This is a genomic window from Gluconobacter vitians, from assembly GCF_015244565.1.
GTDB lineage: Bacteria > Pseudomonadota > Alphaproteobacteria > Acetobacterales > Acetobacteraceae > Gluconobacter > Gluconobacter vitians.
Genome location: NZ_JABCQG010000003.1, coordinates 106496 through 122346 on the forward strand (window position 1 = coordinate 106496; position 15851 = coordinate 122346).

Annotated in this window: 14 protein-coding genes; 7 read left to right on the forward strand and 7 right to left on the reverse strand. The window is 62.3% G+C overall.

Features of this window, described 5'->3' with window-relative positions; genetic code table 11:
- The first annotated feature begins 161 nt into the window (after window positions 1–161).
- The 4 genes from HKD24_RS03435 to HKD24_RS03450 all read left to right on the forward strand — a co-directional run bounded on the left by HKD24_RS03435 (window position 162) and on the right by HKD24_RS03450 (window position 3020).
- The gene (locus tag HKD24_RS03435; RefSeq protein ID WP_062509635.1) at window positions 162–452 is read left to right on the forward strand and encodes a CsbD family protein; all 291 of its coding nucleotides are present in this window, start codon (window positions 162–164) and stop codon (window positions 450–452) included.
- A gap of 78 nt (window positions 453–530) precedes the next feature.
- On the forward strand, window positions 531–1169 hold the full coding sequence (locus HKD24_RS03440; protein WP_194259012.1) for a DUF4339 domain-containing protein: 639 nt from the start codon (window positions 531–533) through the stop codon (window positions 1167–1169).
- A gap of 145 nt (window positions 1170–1314) precedes the next feature.
- Complete coding sequence (locus tag HKD24_RS03445; RefSeq protein WP_194259013.1) at window positions 1315–1938, forward strand: ribonuclease HII; 624 nt, start codon at window positions 1315–1317, stop codon at window positions 1936–1938.
- Window positions 1935–3020, forward strand: coding sequence for a site-specific DNA-methyltransferase (locus HKD24_RS03450; protein WP_194259014.1), 1086 nt, complete (start codon window positions 1935–1937; stop codon window positions 3018–3020). Before HKD24_RS03445 ends, HKD24_RS03450 begins: the two co-directional genes overlap by 4 nt.
- Before the next feature lie 72 nt (window positions 3021–3092).
- On the opposite strand, the gene HKD24_RS03455 is transcribed toward HKD24_RS03450, so the two are convergent.
- From HKD24_RS03455 to HKD24_RS03475, 5 genes are all read right to left on the reverse strand, one after another.
- Window positions 3093–3710, reverse strand: coding sequence for an ankyrin repeat domain-containing protein (locus HKD24_RS03455; protein ID WP_194259015.1), 618 nt, complete (start codon window positions 3708–3710; stop codon window positions 3093–3095).
- Window positions 3711–3787: 77 nt separating this feature from the next.
- Window positions 3788–5845, reverse strand: a complete 2058-nt coding sequence (locus HKD24_RS03460; protein WP_194259016.1) for a VWA domain-containing protein — start codon at window positions 5843–5845, stop codon at window positions 3788–3790.
- Window positions 5842–8577, reverse strand: a complete 2736-nt coding sequence (locus HKD24_RS03465; RefSeq protein WP_194259017.1) for a DUF4159 domain-containing protein — start codon at window positions 8575–8577, stop codon at window positions 5842–5844. Before HKD24_RS03465 ends, HKD24_RS03460 begins: the two co-directional genes overlap by 4 nt.
- The gene (locus tag HKD24_RS03470) at window positions 8574–9500 is read right to left on the reverse strand and encodes a DUF58 domain-containing protein (protein WP_194259018.1); all 927 of its coding nucleotides are present in this window, start codon (window positions 9498–9500) and stop codon (window positions 8574–8576) included. Before HKD24_RS03470 ends, HKD24_RS03465 begins: the two co-directional genes overlap by 4 nt.
- A gap of 5 nt (window positions 9501–9505) precedes the next feature.
- Complete coding sequence (locus HKD24_RS03475; RefSeq protein WP_194259019.1) at window positions 9506–10534, reverse strand: AAA family ATPase; 1029 nt, start codon at window positions 10532–10534, stop codon at window positions 9506–9508.
- 155 nt (window positions 10535–10689) lie between these two features.
- On the opposite strand from HKD24_RS03475, the gene HKD24_RS03480 reads away from it, so the two are divergent.
- Genes HKD24_RS03480 through HKD24_RS03490 form a run of 3 tightly spaced genes read left to right on the forward strand, consistent with a single transcriptional unit; the run spans window position 10690 to window position 14213 of the window.
- On the forward strand, window positions 10690–11226 hold the full coding sequence (locus HKD24_RS03480) for a DUF1285 domain-containing protein (RefSeq protein WP_194259120.1): 537 nt from the start codon (window positions 10690–10692) through the stop codon (window positions 11224–11226).
- Window positions 11223–12413, forward strand: coding sequence for a CCA tRNA nucleotidyltransferase (locus tag HKD24_RS03485; RefSeq protein WP_194259020.1), 1191 nt, complete (start codon window positions 11223–11225; stop codon window positions 12411–12413). The genes HKD24_RS03480 and HKD24_RS03485 overlap by 4 nt, the downstream gene beginning before the upstream one ends.
- 45 nt (window positions 12414–12458) lie before the next feature.
- The gene (locus tag HKD24_RS03490; RefSeq protein WP_194259021.1) at window positions 12459–14213 is read left to right on the forward strand and encodes an ABC transporter ATP-binding protein; all 1755 of its coding nucleotides are present in this window, start codon (window positions 12459–12461) and stop codon (window positions 14211–14213) included.
- Here HKD24_RS03490 and HKD24_RS03495 read toward each other — a convergent pair.
- Together HKD24_RS03495 and HKD24_RS03500 are read right to left on the reverse strand one after the other, a co-directional pair.
- Entirely contained in the window at window positions 14171–14683 is a 513-nt protein-coding gene (locus tag HKD24_RS03495; RefSeq protein WP_194259022.1) for an RNA pyrophosphohydrolase, read from the reverse strand. The two genes, HKD24_RS03490 and HKD24_RS03495, sit on opposite strands and share 43 nt — an antisense overlap.
- Window positions 14680–15849, reverse strand: a complete 1170-nt coding sequence (locus HKD24_RS03500; RefSeq protein ID WP_194259023.1) for a divergent polysaccharide deacetylase family protein — start codon at window positions 15847–15849, stop codon at window positions 14680–14682. The genes HKD24_RS03495 and HKD24_RS03500 overlap by 4 nt, the downstream gene beginning before the upstream one ends.
- Between the last annotated feature and the right edge of the window lie 2 nt (window positions 15850–15851).

The following is a 15851-nucleotide window of genomic DNA, read 5'->3' on the forward strand; positions in this document are numbered from 1 at the left end:
GTTTTGATAGTGAAAATCAAAATGAGCATAAATGATACACTCTGTTACTGATTTGCGGGGCTTGTCTCTTTTCCGCTCAAGGATCATATCGGACAGGAACCGGATGCTCCTGTTGCGCGTTGGAATGCGGACACAGGTTTATCCGGACAAAGGAGAACAACATGGCTGATACAACTGAAACGAAGGCTGAAGGCCTCCTGGATGACGTCAAGGGCAAGGTCAAGGACGGCGTGGGCGGCCTGACCGGCGATGCAAAGATGCAGGCCGAAGGCAAGTTCGACCAGCTTTCCGGCATGGCACAGCAGGACTTTGCCGATCTGTATGACGAAGGCGAGACCAAGCTCGAAGCCGCTACGGCATTCGTTCAGGACCGTCCGCTGATCTCGCTGGTGATCGCCACGGTTGTGGGCATGATCGTCGGCGGACTGATGTTCGGCCGCAAAAGCTCCTGAGGAAGCCACAGGCCTTTCGACCATCGCAGGGTCTTTGTGCTAGAAGCCTTCCGGAGCAATCCGGGAGGCTTTTTTTGCATGGAATGGTTTTACGAGAATAACGGGCAGCAGGTTGGTCCCGTTTCCCGTGAAGAAATCCTGCGTCTGATCATGCAGCAGCGCATCAAGCCCGAAACGCTGGTCTGGACGTCGGAGTTCGGCGAGGCCTGGCGTCCTGCCAGTGCTGCCGGGCTTGTCTCTCCGCTGACGGGCCTGCTGCGCCTGTCCACGGGCATCTCGGAGCACTGGGCCTGGGTTGTGCTTGTCGGCCCATGGCTGATCCAGCGATTGACGCTGCTGATTCTGGACTGGCGTCAGGTGCCTTACAGTGAGCAGGCTGGGCCATCTTCCATTGTCGCGATCATGTCTCTGGTCCTGTTTTTCACGGCCTTCACGCTGGACCGCAATTCCATCCGTGAAAACGGGCAGACGCCGCCGGGCTTCTGGTGGTGGATGTTCCTGCCGGGATATTTCTGGAGGCGGCGGCAGATTGTCGGGCGGGGTCTGTCACTGCTCCTGGTCAGTCTGGTGCTGTTTGCGGCCAATGTGACGGAGAAGATCTACCAGTTGCCGCAGATGAAGGCCGAACTCCAGCACCAGCAGGAGCAGATGCACCAGTCTGCGCCATCAAATCCGCCAGCCTCTTCCGGGCAGGACGACGAACAGGAAGAACTCTGAGCCCTGAGGAAAGAGTCTTTCGAACCACACTTGACATACTAAACTGAAGAACAATGCATTTTTAGGCTTCCCTTTCGAGTCGCCATGATTCAAAACCGATTCGGTCACCTGATTTCGGGGTGTCTGTCGGGGAGAATGCTCAGAAATGCCGGATTACGCCCTGGAAGCTGCCCATGGGGGGCTGGTCGTCGGGATCGACGAAGTTGGGCGTGGTCCTCTGGCGGGGCCGGTGGTGGCTTCTGCTGTAGCCTTTACGGCACCGCCCTCAGAAGCCCTCTCTTCCCTTCTCGATGATTCCAAGAAACTGACCGCCCGGCGCCGGATGCTCGCCTATGAGGTCCTGATGGCCGATGATCAGGCGCTGATCGGCATTGGTGCCGCATCTGTCGGGGAAATCGAGCAGATCAATATTGCTCAGGCCTGTTATCTGGCCATGCGTCGCGCCCTGTCCCGTCTGGGCCGGATGCCTGATCTGGCGCTTGTGGACGGCAAGCATGCTCCGAAGCTGCCCTGTCCCATAAAAATGGTGATTGGCGGAGACGGGATCAGCCTGTCCATTGCCGCAGCCTCCATCATCGCAAAAGTGACGCGGGATCGCCTGATGGCGCGTCTGGCGGTGCGCCATGATGCTTATGGATGGGAGCGCAATGCCGGTTACGGCACGGCTGCGCACATGCAGGGCCTGAAACTCCGGGGGGTGACACCCCACCACAGGCGCGGGTTCGCGCCGATACGAAACATGATTGAAGCAGAGGCACACGCAGCATGAGCGGTGAATTTCCCGTCGACCAGATCCTGCGTGGAGAATGCATCGAAACGATGAAGACGCTGCCCGATGGGAGCGTGGACTGCATTTTCGCCGATCCGCCGTACAATCTGCAGCTCCGCGGTGAACTGCGTCGTCCGGACGAGACCGTCGTGGACGGGGTGGATGACGACTGGGACAAGTTCGCGAATTACGCGACATACGACAATTTTACGCGCGAATGGCTTAGCGAAGCACGCCGTATCCTGCACAAGGACGGCACGATCTGGGTTATTGGCTCATATCACAACGTCTTCCGGCTTGGTGCGATCATGCAGGATCTGGGCTTCTGGATCCTGAACGACATCGTCTGGCGCAAGTCCAACCCGATGCCGAATTTCCGCGGACGTCGCTTCACCAATGCGCATGAGACGCTGATTTGGGCGGCGCGCGGTCCGCAGAGCAAATATCGCTTCAACTATCAAGCCATGAAGGCCCTGAACGATGATCTTCAGATGCGTTCGGACTGGTACCTGCCGCTCTGCACGGGCAATGAGCGTCTGAAAAATGAACATGGCCTGAAACTGCATCCGACGCAGAAGCCGGAAAGCCTGTTGCATCGCGTGCTGGTGGCCTCGACCAATGCCAATGACGTGGTGCTCGATCCGTTCTGCGGAAGCGGCACGACCCCGGCGATGGCGAAGCGTCTTGGGCGTCATTACATCGCGATCGAACGCCACCCGGACTACGTCAAAGCCGCCCGGGAACGCGTGGCGCGTGAAGAGCGCCTGACATCCGAGCAGCTTGCGACGACGCCCGCCAAGCGCGAAATGCCGCGCATTCCGTTCGGAAGCTTCGTCGAGACGGGAGCTCTTCCGGCTGGGACATTGCTCTATGACCGGCAGAAGCGTCTCAAGGCGACGGTGACGCCCGATGGCACGCTCGTATCGGGCAACCAGCGCGGTTCCATCCACAAGCTGGGTGCGATGCTGACCAATGCACCGTCCTGCAATGGCTGGACGTTCTGGTATTTTGAGCGGGACGGTCAGTTCGTCCAGATTGATGTGCTGCGTCAGGAAAGTCAGGCGCTGCGTAACGTCGGCTGAAGCCAAGGCACAGCGGTTATAAAAAAAGCCGGAGATTGCTCTCCGGCTTTTTTCGTGTCTGGGTCAGAAAATCTAGTGCCCCGCGAAGCCGAGGAAGCCGACCGAGGGGTCTGCCTTGCCTCCACTTGTATCGAAATGCGGAGTGGCTGCGACGAGGGAGCGCTTCGGAGTGACGGTTTTGCCGCCGATCGTCAGATGGCCGTTGTCGTTTTTCATTTCAACGCCCTGATCGGAGACGCTGTTCTCGATCCTGCCATCCGGGTTGTAGGTCCGCATCGACAGCAGCAGGAACATGATGTCCTTGCGGTTCAGATCGATGGCCATGTCCAGCGGCGTCTGATCCAGCACATTGTGCCCGCCCATGTCGGCACCACGGTTGAGCGCCTCCTTGGCGGCGTTAAGTGAACCACGATTGATCGCATCGAAAAGCGCGGTCGTCGGGTTCATGTCCGCTCGGGCATGACCGGCATCGTCGTCGGATGCTTCTGCTCCGGGCAGGGCGGAAGGCGGCGCGGCGCGCTGGGCGGCCTTGCGGGCCTCGGCCTTCTTCTGGTTGGCCTCGGCTTCCTGTTCAGCCTCGGCGTCGTCGGCATCCTGAGCCTGGGCATGATGCCAGGGTACGAAAATCGTCGGCGTCATTGCCAGAGCGGCAATGAGCAGCAGGCGGGGCAGGGTGGGGAGCAGTCGCATGATGCCAATATACTGTGATCGATCGTCCTGTGCGAGTCTGCAGATGCCTCTCAGGCATGCCGGATTGTGACATTTTTTCAATGACCTTCCCGCCACCATCCGATCGCAAGGAAAATCAGGGCTGCGAGCAGCGCCGCCCAGGCCGGAACGAGATCTTTCGTGCGCGTCTCACCCGCGACGGCGGCGGTCGTGACGGGAAGGCCCATCCAGTCCGATCCGCTCATGGCGTTACCGGCCGAGACCTGTCGCAGATGGGGCGTCTGATCCGCAATCCATGAGACGGTGCCGCCGGAAGTTTTGGCACTGGCGCCCATGATGGTCGCGGTGGCGCGCAGGTCTTGACGCTCGATCGGATCATGCGAGACGGGGCTGGCAAAGGCGACGAGGCCGTCCTGCCGGACACTCCAGATTCCCGGCAGGGTCGCGGGCACACTGGCGTGCCAGACGCCTTTGGTCTGCGTCAGTGTTACGGGCTGGCGCTTTCCGTCCGGTGCGGTCACGAAGGCTTCCGGCGATACTGTCTGCCCGGCCGCATGACGTTCCACGGTGAGCTGTCCGTTTTCGATCCGGGCGGTGAGGCGGTTTTCCTCAAGATCCGGCTCTTTCATCAGCCAGTGCGACAGGCGCCGCAGAAGCTCGGCTTGCGGTCCGCCGCCACCCTCACCGCGCGACCAGAGCCAGAGCTGGTCCGACAACAGCATGGCCACCCGTCCGCGATCCACGCGGTCCAGCAGAAGAAGCGGCGCACCATCAGGACCGTGCATCAGGTCTTCGCCGTGAGACTGGTCGGGGCGAAGTGCGCGGTACCAGGGGCCCCAGTCTTCCGTCAGGCCAGCGGTGACCGGATGGGTCTTGCCGAGATCGGTCAGGGAAGGGCGGAAGGCGCGGGTGACGATTCCGTCCGTGCCAACATGCGCGGGCAGCACCTGTGCGAGGCTTGTGTCCTGAAGCGTGCCGTCCTGCGTGAATTCAGGCCCTGCCGTCACCAGCAGCCCGCCACCATTGCGGACATAATCGGCGATGTTGGTCAGGTACTCGTCGGGGAGGATATTGCTGTTGCGGAACCCGTCCAGAATGATGAGGTCAAAGCTGCGGATCTTTTCCTGAAACAGTTCGCGGATCGGGAACGGGATCAGCGCCAGATCCGACAGCGGAGTGCCGTCATCGGTATTGGGGGAGCGCAGAATGGTGAAGTGCACGAGATCGACGGACGGATCGGCCTTCAGCAGCCGGCGCCAGACGCGCTCGCCCTGATTGGGCACGCCTGAGACCAGCAGCACGCGCAGCCGGTCCCGGACGCCACGGATACGGACGACTTCACTGTTGTTCTCGGTGGACGCTTCCCCGGCCAGAGGAGAGACGGACAGGCCGACCAGCGTCTCGCCGGGATGCTGGACAGGCAGCGTGATGTCCTGCGGCGTGCCGGTCTGGATGGGGCGTGTCTGCGGCGGGGCGTCGCCGGAGCGGATCGTGAGAATGGCGACCGAAGCGCTCGGGGCGCCCAGATCGTCCACCTGAACGCGGATCGTGGCGTTCTGGCCGACGATCGCATAGGGCGGCGTGCTCAGGATGCGCAGGCGCCGGTCCTGTTCTTCGCCATGCGCCGTCAGCAGAAGATGCAGCGGAAGCGTCTGGCCGTTTGCGCCATGAAAGCGGGGCGGCAGATGGGGTGGAACGTGCAGATGGGGTGGAACGTCATGATCCATGCCATCCGTCACGACGATGGCGCCCGCGAAACGTCCCTGCGGCAGATCGGCGTGATCCAGCGCTTCGAACAGGCGCGTTCCGTGACCGGTACCGCCCGGGACATCGACGCGGTGCAGCGTCAGGCCCGGAAGATGGGCCGCGTCCTGCATGATCTGTTCGGCGGCATGGTCCGCGATGGCAGTCCGGTGCCCGACCTGCATGGAGGCCGAGCGGTCCACGACCAGAAGCGCATCCTGCGGAACGGGCCGTAGCACCGGATGGAGCGAGCGCGGTCCGGACAGCCAGCCCAGAAGAGTCAGAACAGCCAGCGCCCGCCAGAGCATGCCGCGTGCGCCACGCAGCGCACCGTAAATCGCGCCCGCAACTGTCAGAATTGCCAGCGTTGCCAGAAGCCAGACCGGCAGCATGGGAGAAAGGTCGAACATCATGGTGCGTCCTCCTCATCAACGCTGTCGGGGCTGGTTGCGGCGGCCCCATTGTCGGGTGTGCCGAGGCGGCGGAGCATTTCCGGGTACTGGGCCTGATCGTTCTTGTAGTTTCCGGTCAGGGCGTACAGCACCATGTTCATGCCAAAACGATAGGCCTGCGTGCGCTGGTCCTCGCCACCGGGAATGACGGCGAAGGGATGGTTGCCCGAACCATCCACGGCCCAGGCATGCGCCCAGTCGCCATTACCGATGATGACCGGGCTGACATCATCATTCGCCTCATCGCCATTACGCGCGACATAGACCGGCTGCCCGGCAACGCGGCCGGGGAAGCCGCTGTGCAGCAGATAGAACGTGTGAGCCAGAACGTGCTTTTCCGTCAGCTTGGCGAGCGGCGGCACGACGAGGCCGTCAGTCACACGCTGAAGCGCAGCCCGGGCTGCGGAACTGGTTCCGGAATCCGTATCGGTGCCCGCGCCCTGTTCGTCGATCAGCAGGATGCCGCCGTGATCCATGAACGTATTGAGAGCCTTTGTGCGCTCGGGATCGGGTTGGGCGTCGGGTGTGACCGGCCAGTACAGGAGCGGATAGAACGCCAGATCGTCCTTGCCCGGAATGACGCCATCCGGATGGCCGAGCGTCGCGGAACTGCGCGCCGTCGTGAAGTCGGAAAGGCCCTGAAGCCCCTCTCGGGAGACGGTGTCGATATCGTCATGGCCGGTGATGACATAGGCCAGCCTTGTATCGAGCGCAGCCTGCGGCACTGTTGTCGGCAGGGGCGGCATCTGCGTCGTGCTCTGGGCATGGGCTACGGGTAGGATCAGCAGACAGGCCACGCCCAGAGCGCCCAGCAGCCCGCGACGCCGCAGGGACAGGATCAGGTCCAGCAGCAGAAGCAGCAGACCGGCCGTCATCAGTGCCGGGCCAAGCGGACGGTCCGCATGGGCGCCATCCGGTGAAATGCGGGACCCAAGCAGGGCTTCTTCCTTCATTGCGGGCGCAGAATCGGAAAGGTTCAGGGCATGCGTTCCATGGGCTGGACCATAAAGTCCGGCGGGATAAGTGACGGAGACAGGCGTATGCGCCAGATCCGAGACGCGGATGGAGCGTGCGGCCTGTGGCGGCATGATGAGCCCGCCGTCACTTCCAACAATACGCCAGGGCGCAAGCTCCGAAGGTCCACCGCCCGCAACACCGGCCGAACGCTCGATCAGGCGCTCCAGCATGTCGGGGAACAGGCCGGACAGCGGCACATTGGACCAGTCCGGCGAGGCCGTGACATGGAACAGCACGATCTCGCCATTGCCTTCCGCCCGCGCGGTCACGAGAGGCGTGCCGTCACTCAGAGCCGCCCAGACATGATCTGTCAGGCCCGTTTCGGGCTTGGCCAGAACCTGTCGGGAGACAGTGACATCAGGTGGGATCGTCAGATCGGAGAACGGCGAAGTCTCAGGGAAAGACGCCAGTGTCTGCGGCTTCCCCCAGGACATGGGACCGCCGAGCTGCCGCATCCCGCTCATGAGATGAACGGGCAGAAGCGCGTCTGACGTGGCGTCGGAAGCGGCACCCTGATCGGCGGCAAGGCCGGGACCGGCAAAGCGGACGAGCATGCCGCCATGACGGACCCAGTTCAGGACACGGCTGCGCGTCTGATCGCCGGAAAGCGCGCCATCAGTCGCGATCAGGACAGACAGGGGCGCACCCAGCAGGGCCGTCGCATCCCCGCTATGCAAGTCTGAAATGGGCTGCAAGGCGCGGTTCAGGAAGAACGCCGAACCGACGAGTGGTGTGGCATCGCCTGGCGTCTGGAGGATCCCGACGGGGCGGCGATGATCGGCCTGGCCCATCAGGTGCACGGCAGCCGGGCCAGTCGCCCCTTCCAGCGTCAGATGATCGAGTTGGTTCCGCAGGAGAGGCGGGAGCGAAATGCTCTGGTCCTGCCCGGTTTTGACGGGATAGGCGGCAAGCGTTCCACCATTGGCATTGGCGGCATGAAGCGTCACGGTGCGCGTCGGGCAGGAGAGCGTGTCCACTCTGGCATGAAGGGCGCCGTCCTGACCGATGGACGCGGCAAGGCGCAGGATGTCGCAGCCATTCCAGCGCATGTCCTGAACGGAACGGGCCTTGGCGAGCGCATCATGCAAGGCAGTGTCTCCGTTTGCTGCCAGCCCGTCCGAAAGGAGCATCACGCGCTGGCCGGATAGATCCCGGTGCTGGAGCAGGGACGCCAGGGCCTGACGATCCGTGGGCCAGGGCTGAGGCCGCAGGCGGGAGAGATGTTCGGACAGGGCATGTGCATCATGTGTCGTGAACGCTTCGGGCATAGCGCCATCAGGCGCGCGGGCGGCGTGCAGGAGCGTTACGTCCTGACCATTGCGGATCGCCGTTTCGCCAAGGGCCAGAGCCGCGGAAATACGTTCGTTCCAGTGCGGAATGGCTGCCCAGCCATCATCCAGAACGAGTGTGAGCGGGCCGTTGCCGGTTTCAGCCTGATGCGGGGTCAGGACAGGCCGGGCCAGTCCGAAAATGACGAGGGCTACGGCGGCCATGCGCAGAAGCAGGAGCCAGAGCGGAGAGCGGGCCGCATCCTCACGCCGGGCCGTCAGCCGGTTCAGGATGAGCAGGGACGGAAAGCGCTGATCCTGCGGGGCAGGCGGCGTGGCGCGGACCAGCCACCACAAGGCGGGCAACGTGAGAAGGCCGAGCAGCAGGAGCGGGGCGAGAAGGATCATCGGCCACCTCCCAATGCCATGTGAAGGGCAAGCAGGGCCGGAAGCGGGTTCTGCGACGTGTCATGCATGATGCAGTCGGCATGGAGCGAGGCCGCACTCTGCTTCAGGGCTGCAAGATGGGCATTCATGGCCTGTTCATAGGCATGGCCAAGGCTTTCCATGGCTGGAAGGGTCAGAACGCCGCCTTCCAGCCCTTCAAACCGGATTCGTCCGGAGCGTTTCAGTTCCCGTTCCGCAGGGTCGAGGACGCAGAGAAGATGCGTGCGCACGGGGCGGCTGGCGCAGGTCTTGAGAAAGGTGTCGATCCGGTCTTCGTCCCACAGGAAATCGCTGATCACGACCAGATCGGACCGGGCGGGAACGAGTGCCATGCGCGGAAATTCGGGTTCGTCCGCATCCGGATGCAGAAGGGAAGCGGCCAGCCGCGGCAGAACCTGCCGACCGGCCAGCGCGCGTCCTGCCTCGATCCCGGTCAGCAGCCCGGCGCGTTCGCCACCCCGAAGAGACGCGGACGCCAGAGCCAGCGTGCAGAGCTGGGCCCGCTCCGCTTTGGTGGGCAGGGCATCGGACGAGCGCCACTGCATGGAGGGCGACGGGTCGCACCACAGCATCAGCGACTGGACGTTTTCCCGCTCGCGCTCACGGACCCAGAACGTGTCTTCGACCGGAGAGCGGGCAGACTGCCGCCAGTCGATGGACGTTGCGGGCTCGCCGGCGTGATAGGGACGGAATTGCCAGAAATCCTCACCCGCCCCCGACCGTCTGCGGCCATGAACACCGCTTTGCAGGCTCGCAGCAATCTTTTCGGCTTCAAGAACAAGTGCGGGCAGGGCCAGACTTTCCGCCTGCACGGTCGGAGCGCTGGAAGCGGCGCCCCGGTTGCGGCGGAAGAGGCTGCGCAGGGTATCGGACGGACTTTTCACGGCGATCAGAGGAGGGCCTGTGCCTGCTTGCGGATCAGGGCTTCGCGATCCGTCCCTGAAGCGCGCGCGCCAAAGCCCAGCCCGATACGATGGGACAGGACCGGGCTTGCGAGGGCCACGACGTCATCAAGGCTCGGCGCCAGACGGCCGTCGAGCAGCGCGCGGGCGCGGGTCGCGATCATAAGGGCCTGTGCCGCACGGGGGCCGGGACCGTAGGAGACGGCATCACGTACGTCCTGCGGAGAAGACGGATCTTCCGGACGCAGGGAGCGCGTCAGGGTCAGGATCGCATCCACGATCTGGTCACCAACCGGTAGACGGCGAACAAGGTTCTGGGCCGCGAGAAGGCTTTCGGCATTCATCAGTGCCGTGGCAGTCGGCGTCGTGGCGCCCGTGGTCTGAAGCAGCATCTGACGTTCCGCGTCCCGGCCCGGAAATCCGAGGCTGATCTGAAGCATGAAACGGTCGAGCTGGGCTTCGGGAAGCGGATAGGTGCCTTCCTGCTCGATCGGATTCTGGGTCGCGAGAACGTGGAAAGGACGGGGAAGGGCATAATCCTTGCCGCCCTGCGTGACACGGCGCTCCGCCATGGCCTGAAGCAGTGCGGACTGGGTACGCGGGCTGGCACGGTTGATTTCGTCGGCCAGAACAAGCTGACCAAAGATTGGACCGGGCAGGAAGCGGAAGGCGCGACGCCCGTCAGCATCCTGATCGAGGATTTCCGCACCTGTGATATCCGACGGCATCAGGTCAGGCGTGAACTGGATGCGTGTGGCGTCCAGACCCAGCACACGCGACGCCGTATTGACCAGAAGCGTCTTACCCAGACCGGGTGCGCCCATCAGAAGCGCGTGACCACCGGACAGGATCGTGACAAGCACCTGTTCAATGACGCTGTCCTGGCCCAGAACAATCCCGCCAATGGCCTGGCGGACATGACGGAGAACCGGGGCCAGACGGTCGGCTTCAGCCACGTCCGCCTCGCCCTGCAGGGTGCCGGCGGAAACGCCGGAAGAATATTGCTGCTCGCTCATGACGCCAGTCTGACAGGTGTGGGGGTTTCATCAAGGCTCGATTGCACCCAAGTTGGTGTGAGAAGAGAGTTTTTATGCAGTTGGAGGGAAAATTGAGCGATCATGAGTTCCGGCAGGCGGCCTGTCCTGACGTCTCCCTGTCTCCAGATCCCCTGATGCCCCCGTCTTCCTTCCCTGGAACGCCCGGTACAGGCCCCCGGCTGCTACCTTTTCTCATTCAGCGCGACGGCACTTGGCTCTACCGGGGCTCTGCGATCAAACGCAAAGCCATGCTGTGCATGTTCTCTTCAATGCTGACCCGTGATCCCGAAGGGACGTACTGGCTGAAAACGCCGATGGAGCAGGGCATCATTCAGGTCGAAGATGCGCCGTTTGTGGCGGTCGAGCTGGATTTCCGCGGAACCTGTGGACGTCAGCAGAACCTGTGCTTCCGTACGAATATGGATGAACTGATCTGCGTCGGACCCGAGCATCCGCTATCCTGTGACTGGGATCGACCGTCTGATGACTGCGCCAGCGTGCCCTATGTTCATGTCCGTGACGGCGAGGGGGCCTTTTCCATCCTCGCACGGGTCACACGTGCGGTGCATTACGAACTCGCGGCTCTTGCTGTTCCCGGACATGTGAAAGGGCAGCCCTGTCTGGGTGTCTGGAGTCAGGACTGTTTTTTCCCGCTCTCGCGCCCTGCATGATGCAGCATTCCGGCCTGCTGGAGCGCCTCCCGGACCGGTCCGGTCTGGAGCGGATCTGGAATATTCTGCCTGATGCCCGGCTTGTAGGCGGTTCGGTTCGCGATCTCTTAGCCGGTGCCACTGTCCACGATCTGGATTTGGCGACTCCGGAGCCACCCGAAGATGTGCTGCGCCATCTTGAGGATGCCGGGATCCGCGTCATTCCGACTGGACTGTCCCACGGAACGGTAACGGCAGTGCTGGACGGCGTGCCCTACGAAATCACGACGCTGCGCCGCGATGAGGAAACGGACGGACGCCATGCGGTCGTCGCCTGGACGCAGGACTGGGCAGAGGACGCGGCCCGACGGGATTTCACGATCAATGCCATGTCGCTGGACCGGCATGACGGACTTCACGACTATTTTGGCGGCCGGGAGGATCTGGCGAACCGGCATGTCCGGTTCGCCGGAGAAGCATCCCGCCGGATCGAAGAAGATGCGCTGAGAGCGCTGCGCTTTTTCCGGTTCGATGCGCGATATGGGAACGGTCATCCTGACGAAGCGGCCTGCGAAGCCGTCTCGAAACAGCTTGAACTAATCCGCACACTCTCGGCCGAACGGATCGCATCTGAACTGCTGCGGATTCTGGCCGGTCCCCGTCTCATGGAGACGATCACGGCAATGTCGCGTGTCGGCCTGCTTCAGGCCGTTTTGCCGTCTCCAGACACCGCCTTTCTATTGCGCCTCATGAACTGTGATGCGCCGTGCGATCCGTTGCTGCGCCTGTTTGCACTTTGCCGCGGGAGAAGCAGCGAACTGGCTGGACGTCTGAAGCTCTCCAATGCGGACGGTGCAAAGATTGAAGCCTGGGCCTCCGACAGTCCGGCGTTGCATCCGGACGCATCAGATGATGATCTTCGGCGCCTGCGTGTGCTGCAGCCTCTGGATTGCCTCATGGAACGAAGCTGGTTTGAACAGGCCCGGCGTGTCGGCGCGCCTGACCCTGACTGGGACAGCTTCCGGGCGAGACTTCAGACCATGCCACAGTCGGAGTTCCCCCTGTCAGGCAAGGATGCCATTGCCCAAGGCGTTCAGCCGGGGCCGGGAATGGGGGCATGGCTGAAAACCGGCCGGGACTGGTGGATGGCGCAGGGATGCATGCCAGACCGGGCCGCCTGTCTGGCCTATTTGGCCGCACACAGGTGAGGCTGCGGTTTCGTCCTTTTCGCAAGGCCTGCTAAACCCAGGCATATGACGAAAACGACAGCTCTTGATACGGACAGCCGCGTCCTGATGAAACGCATCTGGCGCGAGGAAATGCGCCAGCATGTTGGACGGATCATATCCGTGGTTATCCTGACGGTTCTGATGGCCGGACTGACCGCGCTTTATCCCGCGGTCATCAAACGCGCCGTGGACATGTTTGCCGCGCATGATTCCCGGATTCTGTATCAGGTGCCAGCGCTGGTCGTGATTGTCACGGGGCTGAAAGCCGCCTCACAGTACGGACAGACGATCGCCGTGCAAGGGCTGGTTCTTGCCGTAATCCGTGGCCTGCAGTCCCGCATGTTCGCGCATTCCCTGCAGGCAGACGTCTCGACGATCGAGAAGGAAGCCCCGGCCAAATGGGCCGCGCGCTTCACCACGGATGCCATCTCGATCCGTGAAGCCATGATCCGGGTCGTCAATGCGCTCGGGGACGCGGTGACGGTGGTGGGTCTGGTCATTTCCATGATCGTGACAGACTGGGAACTGAGCCTGATTGCGCTCGTGCTTTATCCGGTTGCGGCGGTGCCCATCCAGAAGCTGGGCAAGAAGGTACGCCGGGCTTCGGGCGGCATGCAGGAACAGATTGGCGAGACATCCGCCCTGCTGAACGAGAGCTTTGCCCTGGCCCGTCAGGTCCGTATCTACCGTATGGAAGACCGGGAAAGCACACGGGTCGATCAATCTCTGGACCTGCTGCATTCGGCGTTCCTGCGGATTGCAAAAGGACGTGCCCGTGTTGATCCGGTTCTTGAAGTTCTGGGCGGAGCGGCTGTGGCGGCCGTGCTGGGTTTCGCAGGCTGGCGGGCGGCGCAGGGTGGCGCGACGCTCGGAGACTTTACGGCCTTCATTGCCGCTCTTTTGACGGCATCGCGGCCGATCCGGGCCTTGGGTTCGCTCAATACCGCCCTTCAGGAAGGACTGGCCGGCCTGTCGCGCGTCTTTGCCGTGATCGACGAGCCTCCGGCAGTGATGGAACGGCCCGGCGCGATATCGCTGCCATCAGGAAAAGGCCATCTGGCCTTCCAGCAGGTCAGTTACCGTTACGAAGATGGACGGGTTGGTCTGAAGAACCTGACCTTCGATGTTCAGCCGGGAAAAACAGTGGCGCTTGTCGGCCCCAGCGGCGCAGGCAAATCCACAGCACTCTCCCTGATCCCGCGCCTGCATGATGTGAGCGAAGGCAGTATCTGTTTGGAAGGTGTGGATCTGCGGGATCTGACGCTTTCATCCCTGCGCGATGCCATTGCGTATGTCAGTCAGGATACGACCCTGTTTGACATGTCCCTGATCGAGAATATCTGGATCGGGCGGCCGTCTGCGTCGCGGATTGAAGTCGAAAAGGCCTGCGCCATGGCCGCGGTCGATTTCCTCGATAATCTGCCGTCGGGTCTGGAAACCCGGGTCGGGCCGGGCGGTCGCCGCCTTTCGGGCGGACAGCGTCAGCGCGTGGCACTTGCGCGTGCCCTGCTGCGCAATCCGCGAATTCTGCTTTTGGATGAGGCAACCAGTGCCCTGGATTCCGAAAGTGAGGCCCGCGTGCAGAAGGCACTGGCCAATCTGCGCTCAGGCCGGACAACCGTGATCGTGGCACACAGGCTCTCAACCGTGCAGGCAGCCGACCTTATCGTCGTGATGGATCATGGTGCCGTCGCCGAAGCGGGCACCCATGCGGAACTGCTCAGAAAGAACGGTCTTTATGCGCGGCTGGTGCGGACCCAGTCTCTGGCGGCGGCCTGAAACAGGGCCTTCAGTTCCGGAATCAGCGCGGCATAGAGATCTTTCTTGAAGCCCAGATTGCGCTCCAGCAGCTCTGTCGGCTCGACCCATTCCCAAGTGTCGAATTCCGCCGGATCATGAAGGTCCAGACGGATATCAGCATCCTGACCTTCATAACCCATCACGAACCATTTCTGGGTCTGCCCCCGAAAGCGGCCACCAAGAGCCTTTCCCATCAGAGCCTGCGGCAGGTCATAGGAAAGCCAGCCTTCACGCTCTGCCAGAATACAGGCGTTCCGCGTTCCGATTTCCTCTTCCATTTCCCGCAATGCAGCGACTTCGGGTGTCTCCCCATCATCAATGCCGCCCTGCGGACACTGCCAAACATCGCCTGGAAGATCCGTCCGGCGGGCAATGAACAGTTTGCCATCGCGGTTGAAGAGGGCAATGCCCACATTCGGGCGATAGGGCAGGGTCTGGGGATCGATCACAAAGGAGCTCCCTGGCTGGAGGGTGAAAGATTGGCCGCCTGATCATTGCTGATACCGCTATCCGCGAAAGCCGAAGGGGGCACCAGCACAAAGCGGGCTGCCGCAGGTCCCTTGAGCCAGTTCGCCAGACGATCGATCATGACAGGTGTGACCGGTCCAACCATCAGCAGTATTTTTGCAGGTTTCCCATCCTGAGGCAGCAGGGCCGCGAGCCTGTTGTCCAGAGTGGTCGCGTCCGTATCCCCATCAATCCAGGCTGTTGCCGTCATGCCGCGTGTCCGGCGGCCATCCTGTGCTGAACCTGCCAGATACAGCAGGCCCTTACTGCTGATGATATTGGCGATCGGTGAAAAATCCGGAGAGGTCGCATAGCCACCGCCGGGCTGGTCATCCCCGTTTTCGGACGCATCCGTCAGGCCTTCCGCACCCGCCGCACGGGACAGGCACCATTCCAGTTCACGCTGGTCATCAGCAGCCGAGTTCCCATATCCAAGCGCATGCGGACCTTCATCGACCCGCTCGGGATGCGCACTCTGCATCGGCAGGGTGACATAGACTTCCCGATGGCTGGCATGTGCCCGCGCAATCACGTCACTGATATTGCTGACATACGGCGAAACGCCCACAGCGACAGGCGCGGGAATACGCGACAGCACGTCATAGGTCAGAGCGTCGGAATATCCGAACCCCTGCAACACGATCGCGATAGCGGTTTTGTCCGTCGGAAGGGTAACCGGAGCCGGGCTGACAACTGCCGGTGAATTGGGTGCGGCAGGTGACGTAACCGGCGGAAGGGATTGTTGTGCAACAGCGTTTGGATCTGCCTTGGGCTCCACCACATCAGTCGTGGCCGGAGGTGCCGCGGTAGAAGATCCCGCCGAATGAGAGGCCTCCTGTACCGGCTGAGTCTCAACCGTTTTTACAGCAGGGGCGGCATCATTCGGGAGCGGTGTGGAAGCAATTGAAGACTCGGTGTGAGCGGGAACGGCAGGCCTGGCTGGTGGCGTTGCTTTCGCGACGACCGCAGGTTTGCGCTGATGCAGCAGAAATGCCGTTGCGCCTGCCCCTCCCGCCAGGAGGACAGCCCAGAACGCGATCAGAAGGCGTCCGATAACAGGAAGTCGTTGCCAGAGCCCTGGTCGGCTGGAGGCGGGACGGTTCTGCACGA